Origin of the sequence: Actimicrobium sp. CCC2.4 (genome assembly GCF_034347385.1) — a bacterium.
Lineage (GTDB): Bacteria > Pseudomonadota > Gammaproteobacteria > Burkholderiales > Burkholderiaceae_D > Actimicrobium.
In genome coordinates this window covers 2,727,103-2,745,065 of the sequence record NZ_CP133777.1, presented here as the reverse complement: position 1 = coordinate 2,745,065, position 17,963 = coordinate 2,727,103, and the positions used below count along the sequence as shown (strand labels likewise).

General features: G+C 58.3%; 16 protein-coding genes and 1 pseudogene. 7 read left to right on the top strand and 10 right to left on the bottom strand.

The annotated features are described in order from the left end of the window. Window positions 1-9: 9 nt before the first annotated feature. The 6 genes and pseudogenes from RHM62_RS12550 to RHM62_RS12530 form a co-directional block, all read right to left on the bottom strand. Entirely contained in the window at window positions 10-1,176 is a 1,167-nt protein-coding gene (locus RHM62_RS12550) for an NAD(P)/FAD-dependent oxidoreductase (RefSeq protein WP_322122430.1), read from the bottom strand. Between the two features lie 152 nt (window positions 1,177-1,328). Beyond that, a complete protein-coding gene (locus RHM62_RS12545) occupies window positions 1,329-2,585 on the bottom strand; it encodes an MFS transporter (protein WP_322122429.1) in 1,257 nt (418 codons plus the stop codon). A 135-nt stretch (window positions 2,586-2,720) separates the two neighbouring features. After that, complete coding sequence (locus RHM62_RS12540) at window positions 2,721-3,635, bottom strand: amidohydrolase family protein (protein WP_322122428.1); 915 nt, start codon at window positions 3,633-3,635, stop codon at window positions 2,721-2,723. A gap of 39 nt (window positions 3,636-3,674) precedes the next feature. Continuing rightward, window positions 3,675-4,118, bottom strand: a complete 444-nt coding sequence (locus RHM62_RS12535; RefSeq protein WP_416172256.1) for a GntR family transcriptional regulator — start codon at window positions 4,116-4,118, stop codon at window positions 3,675-3,677. 116 nt (window positions 4,119-4,234) lie between these two features. Further along, a pseudogene (locus tag RHM62_RS19060) lies at window positions 4,235-4,294 on the bottom strand (hypothetical protein); the annotation flags it as partial. A 153-nt stretch (window positions 4,295-4,447) separates the two neighbouring features. Further along, complete coding sequence (locus tag RHM62_RS12530; RefSeq protein ID WP_322122427.1) at window positions 4,448-6,199, bottom strand: IlvD/Edd family dehydratase; 1,752 nt, start codon at window positions 6,197-6,199, stop codon at window positions 4,448-4,450. Window positions 6,200-6,412: 213 nt separating this feature from the next. Between RHM62_RS12530 and RHM62_RS12525 the strand changes: the two genes are divergently transcribed. From RHM62_RS12525 to RHM62_RS12505, 5 genes are all read left to right on the top strand, one after another. After that, entirely contained in the window at window positions 6,413-6,955 is a 543-nt protein-coding gene (locus tag RHM62_RS12525) for a cytochrome b (RefSeq protein WP_322122426.1), read from the top strand. A 50-nt stretch (window positions 6,956-7,005) separates the two neighbouring features. Next, window positions 7,006-7,560 carry a YceI family protein gene (locus tag RHM62_RS12520; RefSeq protein WP_322122425.1) on the top strand — a complete coding sequence of 185 codons (555 nt, stop codon included), beginning with the start codon at window positions 7,006-7,008 and terminating at the stop codon, window positions 7,558-7,560. Window positions 7,561-7,592: 32 nt separating this feature from the next. Continuing rightward, window positions 7,593-8,168 carry a YceI family protein gene (locus tag RHM62_RS12515; RefSeq protein ID WP_322122424.1) on the top strand — a complete coding sequence of 192 codons (576 nt, stop codon included), beginning with the start codon at window positions 7,593-7,595 and terminating at the stop codon, window positions 8,166-8,168. 59 nt (window positions 8,169-8,227) lie between these two features. Continuing rightward, the gene (locus RHM62_RS12510) at window positions 8,228-8,743 is read left to right on the top strand and encodes a YgjP-like metallopeptidase domain-containing protein (protein WP_322122423.1); all 516 of its coding nucleotides are present in this window, start codon (window positions 8,228-8,230) and stop codon (window positions 8,741-8,743) included. A gap of 130 nt (window positions 8,744-8,873) precedes the next feature. Next, complete coding sequence (locus RHM62_RS12505) at window positions 8,874-9,209, top strand: hypothetical protein (protein WP_322122422.1); 336 nt, start codon at window positions 8,874-8,876, stop codon at window positions 9,207-9,209. A gap of 22 nt (window positions 9,210-9,231) precedes the next feature. Here the strand turns inward: RHM62_RS12505 and RHM62_RS12500 are convergent, their stop codons facing one another. From RHM62_RS12500 to RHM62_RS12490, 3 genes are read right to left on the bottom strand one after another with little or no spacing between them, the layout of a single operon-like run. Further along, window positions 9,232-10,074, bottom strand: a complete 843-nt coding sequence (locus tag RHM62_RS12500) for a DUF6671 family protein (RefSeq protein ID WP_322122421.1) — start codon at window positions 10,072-10,074, stop codon at window positions 9,232-9,234. Next, the gene (locus RHM62_RS12495; RefSeq protein ID WP_322122420.1) at window positions 10,074-12,602 is read right to left on the bottom strand and encodes a DUF2309 domain-containing protein; all 2,529 of its coding nucleotides are present in this window, start codon (window positions 12,600-12,602) and stop codon (window positions 10,074-10,076) included. The genes RHM62_RS12500 and RHM62_RS12495 overlap by 1 nt, the downstream gene beginning before the upstream one ends. A 22-nt stretch (window positions 12,603-12,624) precedes the next feature. After that, entirely contained in the window at window positions 12,625-14,184 is a 1,560-nt protein-coding gene (locus RHM62_RS12490; RefSeq protein WP_322122419.1) for an NADH-quinone oxidoreductase subunit L, read from the bottom strand. Between the two features lie 98 nt (window positions 14,185-14,282). Here RHM62_RS12490 and RHM62_RS12485 point away from each other — a divergent pair, with 98 nt between their 5' ends. Beyond that, on the top strand, window positions 14,283-15,185 hold the full coding sequence (locus RHM62_RS12485; protein WP_322122418.1) for a LysR family transcriptional regulator: 903 nt from the start codon (window positions 14,283-14,285) through the stop codon (window positions 15,183-15,185). 100 nt (window positions 15,186-15,285) lie between these two features. Next, complete coding sequence (locus RHM62_RS12480; RefSeq protein WP_322122417.1) at window positions 15,286-17,013, top strand: alkaline phosphatase D family protein; 1,728 nt, start codon at window positions 15,286-15,288, stop codon at window positions 17,011-17,013. Here the strand turns inward: RHM62_RS12480 and RHM62_RS12475 are convergent. Next, entirely contained in the window at window positions 17,001-17,924 is a 924-nt protein-coding gene (locus tag RHM62_RS12475) for a cupin-like domain-containing protein (protein WP_322122416.1), read from the bottom strand. The two genes, RHM62_RS12480 and RHM62_RS12475, sit on opposite strands and share 13 nt — an antisense overlap. Window positions 17,925-17,963: the final 39 nt, after the last annotated feature.

Below are 17,963 nucleotides of genomic sequence, written 5' to 3'. Positions count from 1 at the left end.
CGCGGGCAGCTATTTTACCTCCCGTCTGCTGCCTTCCCTTGCCGGACCGATATCGACCACGCCAGCCAGATCGCACACGTGCGAGGCTATCGCCAGCGATGCGGTCAGTCCGGGCGACTCGATGCCGAACAGATTGATCAAGCCGGGAATGCCGTGCGTCGCCGGACCTTGAATGCAAAAGTCCACGTCGTCTTTTCCGTCCGTCAGTTTCGGGCGTACGCCGGCATAACTTGGCTGCAGCGCGCCATCCGCCAAGGCCGGCCAGTAATGCCGGATCGAGTCATAAAACCCGTCGGCACGATGACTGTCGACTGAAAAATCAATCTCCCTGTCGTCGGCAATAGCCAGCCATTCGACATCCGGTCCGAAGCGTGCCTGGCCTGCCATGTCGAGCGTCAGGTGCACGCCCAGACCACCGGCTTCCGGCAGCGGATAGATCAGCGTCGAAAAGGGCGCTTTGGCGGCAAGCGAAAAATAATTCCCCTTGGAGTAAAAAGCTGTCGGGACAAAGCGCTCCGGCAATCCCTTGAAGTGGCGCGCAATGCGCGGTGCCGCCAATCCTGCCGCGTTGATGACCAGGCTGGCCAAGAGGCTCACGGCCTCGCCATCGCGGGTCACCACGTCCAGAACAAGTTCCCCGCTACCAACGCGGGCAGCGACGATTTCGCTTTGAAAGGCAATCGATGCGCCTGCTGCCTCGGCATCCGCCAATAGCTGTGTCATCAGCCCGTGGCTGTCGATGATGCCGGTTGACGGTGAAAATAGCGCCGCAGTGCAATGCAGTTGCGGCTCCATCGCTTGCGCCTGCGCGCCAGTCAAGTGCTGCACATCGCCGACACCATTGGCTTGTGCACGCGCGGCGATGCGGTCAAGGCCTGCATGTTGTGCGCTGTTTGTGGCCACGATGAGTTTGCCGCAGCGTCGATGCGCAATCGCATGTTGTTCACAGTAGCGATAAAGCCGCTCGCGGCCTTCCACACAAAATCGTGCCTTCAATGAGGCGGGCGGGTAATAGATGCCCGCATGAATGACTTCACTGTTGCGGGAACTGGTGCCGCTGCCGATATCGTTTTCGGCTTCAATAATGATGACATCGCGCCCGGCCATGGCCATCGCGCGCGCAATGGCCAATCCAATGACGCCGGCACCGATGACAATACAGTCGACACGATCCATGACTTCTCCAAAATCCGGTATTGACTAGTTCGTGTAATACGCAATGAGACGGTTGCATCAATAAATCAATAAGCTGCCTTTGGGCACAAAAGGCGAGGCAGCTTATTGACGTTCAGTTACGTTCAAATAATGACAATATATAGCTTAAAAAATCAGTTCTTTTTAAATAAATCATCCCCCCAATCCAGATCGCGCCCTTTGGTTTCCGGCAGCAAAAGAGCGGTAAAGAAAACAACCAGATAGGCACTTCCGGCAAATAATCCGATTGCATAAGCCAGATTATGCGATTGACTGATATATCCGACCAAGGTTGGAAATAAAGCACCAACTCCGCGTCCGAAGTTATAGGCAAATCCTTGTCCGGTTGCGCGAATTGCGGTCGGGAATAACTCGGTCAGATAAGCGCCGACTCCGCTGAAAATGCCGGATGCCGCAATACCAAGTGGGAAACCCATGAATAACATCTGGGTATTCGTTAATTCAATCTGTGTGTAAAGATAGACACTGATACCTGACAGGACAGTAAATATCAGAATATTCGCTCTCCGGCCGATGCGGTCTGTCAGATATGCACCGATCAGATAACCGATGAAGGAACCCGTGATAATGACAATCAAATATCCACCAGTACCAATCACCGATAAGTGACGCTCTGTTTTTAAGAAAGTAGGTAGCCAGGTGGTAATTGCATAATAGCCACCTTGAATTCCACTGCATAAAACGGCAGCCAGCAAAGTGGTTTTGATCATTTTTGGAGAAAATATCGCCCATGCGGATATCTTGTCGGCAGAATTCGCCTGGATGGCCTGCGTTCTTTTGAAGACTTCAGGCTCGGGAACATGCTTTCGAATATAGACGACCAGCAGCGCAGGAATGATCCCGACCCAGAACATGGCACGCCATGCATAATTCTCGGGTAAAAACGAAAATGCTGCCGTATAAAGCAAGGCCGCAATTCCCCAGCCAACCGCCCAACCACTCTGCACGGTACCGACGGCTTTACCGCGATGCTCCGAGCGGATTATTTCACCCATCAACACTGAACCGACTGCCCATTCGCCGCCGAAACCTAATCCTTGAAGTGCGCGCAGTACGAAGATTTGTTCCACATTCTGTGCGAATCCGATTAACACGGTACAAACCGTGAACCAGAGAATAGTAATCTGTAAAATTTTTACGCGGCCATAGCGATCGGCAAGCATCCCTGCGCCCCAACCGCCAATGGCAGAAAATAATAGCGTCACGGTACCAAGCATGCCGGCTTCTGCCTTGCTGATTCCCCACAGGTGCATCAATGTGGCAATCACAAAAGTAAATACCATGAAGTCAAGTGCATCTAATGCCCATCCTCCAAAGGCAGCAATAAAAGTCCGCTTTTCCGTGCGATTAAGATCCGAATACCAACTCATATTATCTCCAGTATATTATTTTAATTGTGTACTTCTTTATTTAATTGTAAGGGCCTGAATATTTATTAATTTCTGGAATGTGCAATAAATATTCAAAAGAAAGGTTATGGTTTTCCTTTTAGTGAGGTTTGATAATTAAAAGCCATATAAAACTGCGGGGTTATCTACTAAAATTTTATTTCTTACTTTTTCATCCGGGGCCCATGTTTGCAAAAGGTTTAGCATATGGCCGGTATCCGGCATATGTTTGATGGCGACGTGTGGCCAATCACTTCCCCACACCATGCGATCCGGGGCTAGATCAATCAATGCTCTGGCCAATGGTGTGACATCCGGAAATTCGGGATAAAGCTCGGACATCCGGTAAGCGCCGGATAATTTGACCCAAAAGCCATGGTCTTTTACCAGACTGAAAAGTGCCCGGGTTCCCGGGTCATCGAGTCCGGCGGGCATTGGCATATGTCCCATGTGATCGATCACACAGGTGCATGGCAGGGCGCGCATTCTGGGCATTAATTCCGGTAACTGCCGCGCATCCATCAGGAATTGCATATTCCATCCCATTTCTTCCACCCGGGGTGCGAGTTTTTCCAGCGCATCGAAATTGACGCCACCACCGAAGAGTGTATTGATGCGTAATCCACGCACACCCGCTTCGTGCATGTCGAGTAACTCCTTATCGGTAATACTGGTATCAACTACCGCCACGCCACGAAGTCGATCCGGATTATTGCGCAGTACTTTCAACATATAACTGTTATCCGTGCCCATGACGCTAATCTGAATGAGCACGCCGCGCGATATCCGCATGGCATTCAACATGGCCAGATAGCTGTCTTCCGGGGCGGCGGGTGGCGTGTAACTGCGGTTAGGCGCCATCGGATGAGCAGGATCGTGGATAACTACATGCGCATGCGTATCGCAAGCGCCGACTGGTATAGTAAATAACGGTGATTCAATATCAGGCAAGGGCGCGAGACAGCGCTCAGTATCATCCGTCGTTTCTGAAAAACGGGTTAATGCGTTTGGTTTCTCAATACTGTTAATCATCTAATTCTCCAGAATGCCAATTGGTGTGATTGGTGCTGATTAGCCGGGTTGCGGTTTCAAGCCGGCACGTTCGTCGGAATACGCCAAGCGGCGATGCTGTTCGATATAAGCATCCCGCGAAGGTAAAAGATGGCCGCGACATAATTCCACTAAGCGATCCTGATTCCCGGTTCGCAAGGCATCGATCATCTGATGATGATCCTGGCGTGCTTGCTCCAGAATTTGTGGAATAACTATTGTCAATGAGCGAATAACATGCGTGCGTTGCGCCGCCAGTGCAATGAGTTCGGTCAATATGGAATTATCGGATAGCGCAAATAAGGTCTTGTGAAAAGCCAGATTCATTCTGAACGCCACATGGAGATTGCCGTCGATGACTGCGGCGTCATGCTGTCGTTGAATATCTTCCAGTGCTGCCAGTTTTTCCGGTGGCACCGGCAGGGTGATTTGTCGGGCGCAGTTGGTTTCCAGAATATCGCGCACGATATAAAGATCGATGACTTCCTTGACGGTATAGGACTTAACCAGGGCACCGGCATTTTTTTCCGTTCGACGAGTCCCATCTGTTCCAGCTCAGCGAGTACCTGCCGCACGACATGGCGTTTTAAACCAAAGCGTTCAAGCAGTTCGTCTTCGACCAATCGTTCACGCGGATGCATATAACCGAACGCGATATCTTCTTCCAGTGTTTCGATCGCTTTGCGCACTTGTGATGCGGTATCGATATCCTTGATCAGGAGGGATTCTGGTTTAAGTGGTTTTTGCATAGTCTATGAATTTCACTGAGACACGGGATGGATTGAAGGCATTCGCTATTCGTTAGATTCACTGTCCGGCCTTGCATCAGCCGGTCGCAAAAAATCGAAGTCAACTCCTTTGTCCGCCTGAGTTACCGTTTTCAGAAATAAATGGCGGTAACCGCGCTCTGCAGTCGGCCGGACAATCGGGTTTTCGCGTGTCCGCTGCGCTAGCTCGGCGTCCGAAATCAGCAAGTTAATCGACCGTTCCTTGACTGACAGGCGGATACGATCGCCATTTTTGACATAGGCCAGCGGACCGCCGATGGCCGATTCCGGCGTGACGTGCAGCACGATCGTGCCACTGGCGGTGCCACTCATGCGCCCGTCAGAAACCCGCACCATATCCTTGACGCCGGCACGTGCCAGCTTTTTGGGAATCGGCAGGTAACCCGCCTCGGGCATGCTCGCGCCGGTCGGACCGATGTGCTTGAGCACCAATACATCGTCGGCATGGACATCGAGGGCGTCATCGTCGATCCGCAGCGCCATGTCTTCGATGTTTTCGAAGACCACTGCGCGGCCTTCGTGCTCCATCAAACTGGCATCGGCGGCAGATTGCTTGATGATGGCGCCGCCAGGCGCAAGATTGCCGCGCAACACGGCAATGCCACCCTGAGGATAGATCGGGTCCGAGAAGGGCCGGATGACGGATTGCGGGAATCCCGGTCCGGCGATATCCAGCTCTTCGCCTAGCGTGCGGCCGGTCACTGTTAGCGCATCCATGTGCATCAGCGGTTTGAGCTCACGCAGTAGCGCGTGCATGCCGCCCGAGGCATGGAAATCTTCCATGTAGTACTGGCCCGACGGCTTCAAATCGATCAGCACGGGCGTCTCGCGGCCAATCGCATCGAGCCTGTCGAGTTCAAGAGCAATGCCCATGCGTCCGGCGATCGCGGTCAAATGAATGATGCCGTTGGTCGAGCCGCCAATCGCCAGCAAAACGCGCAGGGCGTTTTCGAACGCTTTTGGCGTCATGATCTTGTCGGGCGTGAGGCCATTGATTGCCATCGCCACGGCTGTCGCACCGGTGTGCTCTGCGATGCGGATACGGTCGGCGGTGACCGCTGGCGGAGAGGCTCCACCCGGCAGCATCATTCCCAAGGCTTCCGTCACACAGGCCATGGTGCTGGCGGTTCCCATCACCGAACACGTCCCGACGCTGGCGACGAGCCGGCTATTGACCGCACTGATCTCGTCGTGATCGATTTCATCGGCGCGATATTTTCCCCAGAAACGGCGGCAGTCGGTACATGCGCCGACTCTTTCGGAGCGATGGGAGCCGGTCAGCATCGATCCGGTCACCAGCTGAATGGCGGGGATGCCTGCCGACGCAGCGCCCATCAATTGCGCCGGCACAGTCTTGTCACAGCCGCCAATCAGGATCACGGCATCCATCGGCTGCGCCCGTATCATTTCCTCGGTATCCATCGACATCAGGTTACGCAGATACATCGAGGTCGGTGAGGCAAAGCTTTCATGGATAGAGATAGTCGGAAAGTCCATCGGCAATCCTCCCGCCAGCATCACGCCCCGTTTTACTGCCTCGATCAATTGCGGCATGTTTCCATGACAGGGATTGAATGCGCTGCCCGTGTTGGCGATACCGATGACGGGACGATCAAGCGCCGTGTCGCTGTAGCCGGCACCCTTGATAAAAGCCTTGCGCAGAAACAAGGAAAAGCCACTGTCGCCATAACTGGTCAGTCCTTTGCGTAGCCCGCTTGGATCGGATTTTTTCTTGTCGTGGTCGCTCGTTGAACTCATACCTGCCTCGGAAGGATTATTGATAATATTTTCAATAATAGTAGTCGTCCCGGCTACGGCACGCAAGGGGAAGTCGGGAACGCCGGAGAGCGGACCACTTCAGCCAGCACCAACACCGGCAGCCAACCCCACGACGGCCAGCACACTCAAAAGATACCCCGTAGAATTCGTCCATCCGGTAACTTGCCAGAAACTCCACCCGCGCCTCAGTCCATGAACTTTGCCCCTCGCTATACCCGTACCGCCATCCTGCTGCACTGGCTGATCGCTTTGCTGATCATTGCCGGTTTCATTCTCGGTCTGGTCATGACTGATATTGCGGGCTTGACGATGACCAAGCTGAAGTACTACTCGTGGCATAAATGGCTAGGCGTGACGGTGTTCATGCTGGCGATTGTCCGGGTGGCATGGCGCAGCTGGCAGGCGCCGCCGGCGACGCAGGCGTTGATGCCGGCGTGGCAGGAGAAGGCCGCGCTGGTCACGCACTGGCTGCTGTATTTCCTGATTTTTGCGGTACCGCTGTCCGGTTATTTTTATAGTCTTGCGGCGGGCGTTCCGGTGGTCTACTTCGGCGTGATTCCGCTGCCGGTGCTGATCGAGAAGAATGAGGCGCTCAGGGATATTTTGCAGCTGGTGCACGTGACGCTCAATTACACGATGGCCGCACTGGTGGGCATTCACAGTTTGGCGGCGCTGAAGCATCAGTTCTTTGATCGCGATGGCACGCTGGCACGGATGCTGCCGTTCCTCAAATAAGTCCGCCCACTCACTCACTCACTCTCTCACTTCAACCAACAGGAATTCTTATGCGTGCAATTGAATTGTCCACAATCGGTCTGGTGCTGGCGCTGCTGTCGACGTCGGCCATGGCACAGGTCGACCTCGCCAAAAGCACTGTCTCGGCGACCGCCAAACAGATCGGCGTGCCGATCGAAGGCAAGTTCAAGAAGCTCAGTGCGACGATCAAATTCAATCCTGCCCAATTGGCCCAGTCGAGCGCGAAAGTCGAGATCGATGTCGCCAGCTATGACATGGGATCGGCCGAGTACAACAAGGAAGTCGTCGGTAAGGACTGGTTCAATGCGGCGCAGTTCCCGAAGGCGACCTTCGTCTCCGGATCCATTACCGCCGCCGGTACCGGCAAATACAATGTCGCCGGTAAGCTCACGCTCAAGGGCAAGACGGTCGATGTCGTGATTCCGTTCAGCGTCAAGCCGGACGGTGCGATGCAAGTGTTCGATGGGGTGCTGCCGATCAAGCGCACCGTCTTCAATATCGGTGACGGCGAATGGATGGATACCTCTGTGGTCGCTGATGAAGTTGCCATCAAGTTCCATCTGGTCGTCGCCGCTGCCAAGTGATTATTGTTCTCCTACCCCTGAAAGGATTCCCCATGAAATCCGTCGTCTTCGCCGCCATCGCTTCGCTGGTCGCCGCCTCCGCCGTTGCCGCACCGGCCACCTATAACCTCGATCCGTCGCATACCTATCCGAGCTTTGAAGCGGACCATTTTGGCGGCCTGTCAAAATGGCGCGGCAAGATTGCCAAATCGAGCGGCAAGGTCGTGCTCGATCGCGAAGCCAAGACCGGTACGGTCGACGTCACGATGGACATGGACACGATCGATTTCGGCATGAAAAAAATGAACCAGCACGCCACCTCGGCCGAAATGTTCAACACCGAAAAATTCCCGACCGCGACCTATGCCGGCAAGTTCTCCAGGTTTGACGGCGAGAAGCCGACCGAAGTCGAGGGCGCGCTGACACTGCATGGCGTGACCAAGCCGGTCAAGCTGGTGATCTCGGAATTCAAATGCATCATGCATCCGATGCTCAAGCGCGAAGTCTGCGGTGCCGATGCGTCGGCTACCTTCAACCGCGATGATTTCGGTGTCGACTACGGCAAGTCGTTTGGCTTCAAGCAGGAAGTCAAACTGGCGATCCAGGTCGAAGGCGTCAAGGCCGACTAAGCACGCAGCAGCGTGTCCGGAAGCGGCCGGTGAGTCCGGCTGCTCTTCAAGGATCCATTATGAATGACATGAAATACCTCGCCGGTTATTCCGACGAACTCCGCACGCAAGTTCACAGCCTGATCGAGCGCGACAAGCTCGCTGAAGTCCTGCTGAAAAAATACGCACAGCCGCACGATATCCGCACCGACAAGGCGCTGTATCAGTACGTGCTCGAGCTCAAAAATACCAGCCTGCGCAATGCCGATGCGATCGACAAGGTCGCCTTCGACAGCAAGATCCAGGTGCTCAAGCATGCGCTCGGCACGCACACCACGATTTCACGGGTGCAGGGTGGCAAGCTCAAGGCCAAGCGCGAGATCCGTGTCGCGACGATTTTCAAGGAAGTGCCGATTGAATTCCTGCGCATGATCACCGTGCATGAACTGGCCCACGTGAAAGAGCGCGAACATGACAAGGCGTTCTACAAGCTGTGCTGCCACATGGAGCCGAACTATCACCAGTACGAATTCGACCTGCGGCTCTACATGACCTACATGGATCTGTCCGGCAAGCAACTCTGGCGGCACGGTTGAATTAACGCTTTTTTACAATTGAGATGGTGAGCAGGGACAATAAATGTACTATGGCGTTGCAGCTGGAATTGATCCATAACATCCGGTGCATCCCATTCGCCTCTTGTCTAACGCGTCCCTGGAGAATCTCATGACCACCACTACCTCCGCCTTTGAATTTGCGCATTCTGTCGATGGCACCAGCACGCAGTATCTGGTCAGCCCGGTCCTTACGGATGATGGCCAGCTCACCAAGCTATCGATCTGGAACAACCCGCCCGCGGCCGGAGTCGTCGCCGACATTGAAGTCAATCCTGAATTGTTTCATCAGTTTGCCCTGCCGAATGTCGAGACATTTTGCCGCATTGCCATTGCCCAGGCGGCCATCGAAGGCGTATTCGATGTGGAGCGTAGCGCTGCGTGCGGTGAAGGAATGATGCTCGACTTTGCGATCGAGCCGTGGGAAGGCGAACTCGAGCCGGTATGACTGCGCCGGCAGGCCGCGTCCATTAACGATTGCAGTACGCGCAATGCCTCGGGTCTGCCTCGGTCATGTCGGTTCTTTTTTTGACTGATTGATGCCGGCACCGCACGCAGGTCCAGACCTCGCTGCGATAGCTGGATGTCGGCAGGCAACACACCGAACATGGCAAGCCCGGCTGTCGTTCGGTCACCCAATAGCCGGGAGCGTCGCAGACGGGACATAGCGACGCCAGGCGATGCAACAGGTCGACCGCCGCTTGCCGGATATGCGCCATGCGATCCGGATTGGCGAAGGCGCGCAAGTCGGTTTCGACGAATACCTGCTGGTTGTCGGACTGCGCCATGCAGACGTCGAAACCCGACCTAAGTCCGGCCCAATCGGCAATACCTTTGCGTACGCGCGGATCATCCTGGCTCTGAGGACGTATTACCAGCTGGTGCTGCGGAAAGTCCTGCGCAGTGGCGAACGATTCAAGCGCCGGCCAATCCCGTGCATCGACATGGGCGCTGTGCCCGGTGCCTTCTGCCATGCCGACCACTTCAATTCCCAGATTGTCATCGATCAACACCAACAGCTCAATATTCCAGGGGAACATGCCGGTGTAAGGATCCGGAACGAAGCTGCCTTCACTGGCTATTCCCAGCGGTAATCCTGACAAGCGCATCCCCATGCGCGCCTTGTGACGTACGGCATCGAGCTGCGTACCCGGACGGGGAATGTCGCGCGTGAAGGTGCCGAGCTGGTCGGTGTCGAATCCGGTGACATGTTCTATCGTGCAGCCTAGCGCCGGTTCCAGCACGGGGGCGATGACCTGCTCCTTGCCATGTTGGGTCAGCAAGGCGATTTTTTGACCTGCATAAATAGACATCAGACGGTCTCCCACGTTAGTGCCTCCCAGTTGCCCGCGTCATAGCGCTGCAAGCGCGTCTGATCGAAGCGCCACAGATGTAGCCAGCCATTGTCCAGCAATTGCCGCACCACCGCGTGCTTGCCGATGATGGCATCGATGGCGTGCTGTGGCGCGTCGATGACCACGGTGAGGCGCACCGGTTCGTGCATCCAGCGCTCACCGTCATGCAATGACTGGCGCGACAGGCCGATACGTAGATCGCCGCCATTGCCTTCGAATACGCCGATATTCCCGCCGACCACGTTGTGCAGCAGTTTGTTGCCGCTACCCAGATGGGTCGGATCGCAGGTCGAGGCGTGGTATTGCCAGTTGATCCAGTGCGTCACCAGCATGGGCGCGGTCATCAGTAATTCCAGCACGCTGCCATCGGCATCCTCACTGGCATCGTAATCATGCAGAAAGCTGCGGCCGTCCAGTGCCATGCCGCGTGTGCGTTGCCGCGGTGCGATCAGGAAAGCCGCGTTGCCGACCAGGCCCCACTCGGGACGGGTTTGCGCACCGTCATTGGCACGCCGGCGCAATTGTTCCAGCAGCGCATCATGCGCCAGGTCAGGGCTCACTCCCAGCGCTGGCGCACGCTCGCGCCGGACCTGATCGCCCGCTCGTACGATGACGGTCTGCAGCTTGTCCCAAGCGGCGCGTGCCGCAACCGGCAAAAGATCGAGGTCGAAGCCGTCGATATCGTCAGTGGTGGTGTTGTGCAGCGCTGCGACGAAGCAGGTGGCGACGGGGATCGTGATCCCCTGATCGCGCAGTCCGGCGCGCACGGCCGGTTCGTTGAGCAAGTGTGCCAGGCTGCGCGCATTGACTTCGCCGGTTTGTCCGCCGCAGGCACCGCAGTCCAGCGCAGCCGCGTGCGCGTTATTGGCCGATTGGCTGCCGTGTCCGACCAGCAGCACCAGCGGTGCAAGCTGCTTGTCCAGACCCATGGCGTGCAGAACGCGTGCCGCCAGCACGACCCGGGCAGCCAGACTCTGACCAACGATCTGCGGCCGGCAGAGGGCGCGATAGCGGGTAGACAAACCGGCCAGATCATCGCGCACGCTGGCTTTTCCGGTTGGTCGCAGCCATTGTGCGAGCTTGCCGAGATAACCCAATCCGGCCGCTTCCACGAAAGAAAATGCGGCACCCGGCCAGCGACTGGCGGCGTGCCATTGATCCGTCAGCGCAAAATGTGCCGCGCGCGACGTGCCGGCAGAAGCCTGCAAGCCGGCATCGGATGCCTTGCCATTCGTTACCGCCGGCACCATGCAGTCGCTCACTTCCATGGCTGGCGCGAGCAGACCCGGCAGTTGCGGTCGCCGTGCCGGCGTGGCCATCGGTGTATAGGCCACCGGCAAGCCGAAGAAGCCGGCAAAGCCCAGCGTCTGGATGGCTGGCGACGCGGCTTCAAGCGCACGGCGCAATGGCTCGCTACGCACATCGATGCAGAAGGCGGCCTGCACGGCGATGTCTGCTGCTGCGCCGGCCGGTCCGGCAGGCAGTAAAAGCTGTTGCGCCAGCGGGCGCTGAAAACCGATCTCCAGCGCGACTTGCCAGACTTCGTCGATCAACAGTGCCGCTTCGGCCTCCTGCAGCAAGCGCGGGGCCTGTTGCCATTCCTGCTGCAAGGCCGTGAATGCCGCGCTGGTGGCGACGTTATCCTTGCCTTGCAGCAGGATCGCACTCCAGCCCAGCCGGATCGCCAGCAGTTCGCGCAGATGGGCATCGTCGCCGCCGGCGAGACGGGCTTCCCAGCCCAGATAGGCGCACCACGACGCCCAGCCGTTGAGGGTCAGCATCAGCGCTTCGATGTAATCGGCCCACACCGCCTGCGGCAGGCCGAGGCGCTGCAAGACCCAGCGTTCGGCATCCTGCCGGGTCGCCGGCAGCGCAGCGAGCGCCCGGCCCAGATCAGGCAAGCCCATCAAGGTGCCGATGCCGTGGTCGTATTGCAGCGTGTTACGCCAGAACGCATACAAGCCTTGCGAGCGCTCGGGTTGCCAGTCGGCCTGGTGTTTGTCAAAGTAGGCGGCGCAGGTCTGACTGACCTGATGCGTGACGGCTTGCCGCCAGGACAGCCGTGTATGGCGTTGAGGATCGTTATCGAGTACGTCGATGAGCAGCGGCAGTTGCTGCACCCGCGGGGCGCTGCCTAGCGCATCTACGCATTGCGCTGCGGTCAGTCCGGCCAGCTTCGCGGCAGGAACCTGGGCCAGGGCAAGGTCGAGATCAGCCTGGCTGATCCGGCCTTCGGTCCACGCACGCTGCTGGGCATTGCGTGTCGGAAAAACCTGGATGTTGCCGAGCACCGCCATCCGCGCCGCCACGCGCCGCACGGGCATGCCGGTGCGCGACCAGTGTGGGTTCACGGCAATGGCGCGGTCGAGCGGCCAGGCCGGTGCAATCGACTGGCAGGCTTTGTCGCAGGCCATCTCCATTTGCAGGCTCAGCGCAGCATGTTCGGCGTCGTCGGCGGTTTGCGCAGGGGGTATCGTTGTAGCCATCGGGGAATTTTCCTTGTCTTGTTCAGCGCTTGCCATCATCTGCCGGCAGCGAGGGTACGCGCATACGGTTGTGTTTCAGTGCCAGCGGAATCCAGCTGGCGGGCCAGTATTGCAGGGCCAGCCTGGTGGTGATCTCGTCCAGATAAAAGCCGGCATAGCTCCAGCGTCGCCAACCGCGCAGCGTGTGCGGTCGCAGTTGCAGGACCACCAGGCTGAGGTAGAGCTCGGCCATGCCGATCAGTGCGATCACGCCCAGCAGGTGGTTCGGCGTGTCGCGGATACCGAGCGGCACGGCATGGGCCAGCAAGGTCGCTCCGGTGAGGCCAGCCACCATCAGCACACCGGCGCTGGCGTGCAGGCAGATCGCCCGCACACTGCTGCGTTGCGCCGGCAGCCATAGCAAGGGGGCCCAGGCTAGTCCGAGGATAACGCTCCACCACCACGGCCACGCGCCATTGCCGAACGACGACTGGATCAGCAGCACCGTCGGCACGGCCATCGCCGGTGCCAGCAAGAGGCTCAGCGGTATCGGTGACTCGGCGCCGTGCATTGCCTGCAAGCGGGTTTGCCGCACCACCGTCGAGGCCGACAGGAAAGAATGGGCCTTGTACAGCGAATGTCCGATCAGATGCAGCGCCGCCAGCGAGTACAGGCCAAGACCGCATTCGAGCACCATGAAGCCCATTTGCGCCGTGGTCGACCAGGCTAGTCGCACCTTGATACTGATGCGGGTCAGCATCACCAGTCCGGCCAGCACCGCGCTGACCAGTCCGAACACCATTAGCAGCGTACGCGCCGGCATCGCCTGCTCCAGCAAGGGTGCAAAGCGGATCAGTACGAAGCCGCCCAGGTTCACCACGCCGGCATGCAATAGCGCTGAAACCGGCGTCGGCGCTTCCATGACTTGAATCAGCCAGCCATGCACCGGCAGCAGCGCCGTGCGCAGGATGACGGCCAGGACGAGGCAGATCGCGCTGAGCTGCAAGGTGATCGACATCCCATGGAGAGCCAGATGCACCCACAGGGCCGACAGGGAGCCGCTGCCGACACTGCTCCATGCCAGCGCTGCGGCACTGATTAGCAGTACATCGGCGATCCGGTCCGCGATGTGCTTTTTGTGCGCGGCGAGCAGGGCAAAAGGGCGGTCCGGATAAAAGCATAGCAACTGCTGCAGCGCGACACCCACCAGCGCCCACGCGGCGATCAGGATGACCCAGTGATCGGCCATCAGGAGCAGATGTACGGCGGTCATCACGCCGGCGAGTCCGGTCACGAAACGGCGTTGTCCGGCTTCGCCTTCCAGATAACGGGCAGAGAAGGCCGCGATGATGCTGCACAGCAGTTGCACCAGCAATGCCATCACGAAACCGAAGGTGCTGGCCTGGAACCAGGGATGGAATTCGGGAAAGCGCTGCCCGGCGACGGCCGACACCAGCGCACAAGCCAGCGCTACGCCGGACAGTCCCATGAAGACCCGCCAGAGTCGTCCGACCGATAGCGCCGGCAGCAGGGATAGCAGCATCCCCGTCAGCATCAGCATGGCGGGCATGAGCGCGCCAATCGTAAAAAGAAGATGTTTCATGCAAAATCCTCTTGGTTGAATAACCGGCAGAGTATGTCGATCGCTGATTGTTCTGTAAAATATTTTTATACGATCTTATAGATACTTAAAACAGAACAATGAAGCTGGATCAACTGAACTTCCATCATCTCTTTTATTTCTGGAGCGTTGCCAAGGTCGGTCATCTGACGCGCGCGGCACAGGAACTACACACGTCGCAGTCTGCCTTATCGGCGCAGATCCGTCAGCTTGAGGAGCGCCTCGGGCAGGTCTTGTTTACGCGCGAAGGACGCCGGCTGGTGCTGACCGATACCGGGCAGCTGGTGCTGGCCTACGCCGAAGACATTTTTGGTCTGAGCCAGGAAATGCTGGGCCGCCTGCAAGGGCGCAGCGAAGGCGTGACCCGTTTGCGCATCGGTAGCGTCGCAACGCTGTCAAGAAATTACCAGGAAAACCGGATTCGCCCCTTGCTGGAAGATTCGACGGTGATGCTGACGCTCGAATCAGGATTGCTCGACGATCTGCTGACCCGCCTGATCCAGCATCAACTCGATGTGGTACTGGCCAACGAAACCGTGCCGTCAGCGGCAAACCGTCCCTTGCATTGCCACTTCCTGGGCAGTCAGGCGATTTCATTTGTCGGCCCGGCCCGGCTCTGGAAGCCGCTGGGCCTGCCGATTCCGCAGGGGCTGGACGGCCTCGATATCGCGCTGCCAGGACCGCGCAGCGCGATCCGGGCGCAGTTCGATGCGCTGTGCGCCTCGGCCAACGTGACGCCGCGCGTGCGTGCCGAAGTCGACGACATGGCCATGCTGCGCCTGATCGCGCGCGACAGCGGCTGGGTCACGGTGCTGCCGGAAGTGGTGGTGCAGGACGAATTGCAGGCCGGCTCGCTGGTGTGCGTGGCGCGCTCCACCGGGCTGGAAGAGCGTTTTTATGCGATCACCACGCCGCATCGCCATCATGTCGAACTGCTGGACCGCTTGCTCGCCGGGGCTTCTGAAACGGGCGTTGTTGGCTGAGTATTCGGGGATGATTGATCCGTCACAGAACTGAAGCGATCCGGTCATCCTGCTTACATTGAGCGTCGCTACACTTGGTTTCTTTAAAAAGGGGAACCCAATGAATGCACCGAAGAAACAAGAAGAACAATCGCTGTTGTCCACGCCACGTGATCCGGCCCGCCGCCAATTCGTCATTCGCATGTCGTCGGTCGCAGCAGTGCTGGCCTCGGGCGGCGCAATGACTGCCTGTGGCGGTTCGAGTACCGAACTCAACGGCGAACTTGCCGCTTTCAAGTACGGCGTTGCCAGTGGCGACCCACTGGCCGACCGCGTGATCCTGTGGACGCACGCCAAAATATCGACCGACGACGCCGTGACGCTGATCTGGCAGGTCGCTACCGACGCCACCTTTGCCACGCTGCTGGCATCCGGCAAAGTCGTCGCCAGCGTCGCGACCGGCTTCACCGCCAAGGTCGATGCCACCGGCCTGAAGTCCGACACCGAGTACTACTACCGTTTCATGGCACCGAACAACAGTATCTCCGGCGTCGGACGGACCCGGACCCTGCCGGTCGGCAGCGTCGCCGAAGTCAAGCTGGCGGTGTTCTCCTGCAGCGACTATCCGGCCGGTTATTTCAACGCTTACGATGCGGCGGTGTCGTCCGGCGCGCAGTTTGCGCTGCACCTCGGCGACTACATCTACGAATACAAGGATGGCGTGTATCCGCCGGCCGCTTCCGCGGTGGCTGCACGGGTGTCGGCACCGGCCAATGAAGTGGTGACCCAGGCCGACTACCGGGCCCGTCATGCGTTGCACAAGGCCGATCCGTATGCCAAGGCGCTGCATGCCCGCATGCCGATGATCGCCATCTGGGATGACCATGAATTCGCCAACAATGCGTGGATGGATGGCGCCGAAAATCACGATCCGGTCACGCAGGGTCCATGGGCTGCCAGAAAAGCTGCCGCCAGCGCGACCTATCACGAGTGGATGCCGATCCGTTCGCCGGATGCGGGCAATCTGCTGAAGATTTATCGCTCCTTCGATTTCGGCAATCTGCTGTCGCTGCACATGCTCGACACCCGCATCATCGGCAGAGAACACCAGCCGGACCGCACCGTCGATGCGTCCGGACGTGACGTGGCCGACCCGGCATTTTTGCCGTATGCCTTCAACACCAAAAAGCAGTTATTGGGCACCACCCAGCAAGCCTGGCTGGATACACAGATGAGCACTTCCACAGCGACCTGGCAAATCCTCGGTAACCAGACGGTGATGGGGCGCATCAAAATTGCCGCCTCGGTGCTGGCAGCAAATTTGAGTGTCGCCTCCGTGACCGCCTACCTGACCGCCAAAGCGACACCGGTAGCGCTACAGACGCCAACCCAGAAAGACCTGCTCAATCCGGCCAAAAACCCGAAAATTTCGTACACCTTCGATAACTGGGAAGGCTATCCCGATGCCCGTGATGCGGTGCTGGCATCCGCCGCAAAACTCAAGGCGTCCGGGAAAAAATTCGCGGTCCTGTCCGGCGATAGCCACAACGCCTGGTTCAACAAGCTGACGCTGGCCGATGGCACTCAGGTCGGGGCCGAGTTTGCCGGCATGGCGGTGACGTCATCGGGATTCGAGTCGTTTTTCCCGCCGGCCGCGTTCCCGCCGGTGACGCTGGCGGCGACCATCAAGGCACTGGTCGATGACATCAGCTATATCGACACCTCGCGCCGTGGTTACCTGCTGGTCACCGTCACGCCCGCACAGGTGAAGACGGACTACGTCTATGTCAGCACCGTCACCAGTTCAAGTTACACGACCACCACGGAGAGTTTTACTTACGCTGGTTGATCGCCCGCCAACGCCAGCGGCATCGCCCTGGCCCAGCGGTTCGATGACAGCGAAAACGTCAGCGCGCGCACATGGTGATACCACCCGGCAGGCACATACAGCAGCTCGCCGGGCTCGACAATGCACGCGATCATGGTGGCCTGGCGCGCCAGCGGAAATTGCGCGAAATCCGGTGCTTCCGGATTGAACGGCGAGCCGAACAGCATGGCATTGGCTTCGCGCGGGTACAGGAATTCGTCATGATGCGGCGGCGACAGGACGATGCGCTTGCGTCCCCATAGCTGCGCAAACATGTTGTCGTCATAGTCGCAATGCAGCGGCGTCACGGTGCCTGCCGGGCCCAGCCAGAAGCGCGGCGGGCCCATTTTTTCGAAATACGACGGCCAGTTGCACAGACTGTTCAAGGCCCGCAATTCCAGATTGCCCAGATACGGCGGCAGCTCCTGCGTGCCCGTCGCGACCAGATCAAGATAGGCACGCATCGACATATCCTGCATCGCCCGGTCGGCGGCGAAGGCGGTGTTGATGTAGTCACCGATCCGCGCCCGCACCGGCAGGTCGCCAAAGCGGTCCCGCAGTATCTGTGGCTCCAGCGCGAACAGCGGCCAGCGCGTGACCAGCCCCGTCATCAGAAATGGCAAGCCGTGCGCGGCGCGCGCTCGAAACGCAGCGACATCAAGCCGGCCGATACGCGGTATCTCGGTCATGGCGGGCGCGTCGCAGCCGGCACGCCGGATCGCCTCACGCATCGCATCGATCGATGGCACGCCACGCACCAGCGCATCCTTGCGCTCGCGCGTCTGGCGCAAAGCGAGGGCATCGTCGACGGATAAGGAGGTTGATGCGGCTCTGGGCGGCAACCGCGATGAAGGTAGCAGCTGCGGGTGTTGCGGGGTTTTATTGCTGGACATGACTGTTCGTGAAATCTGAGTCGGCAGGGAGGCCTTGCC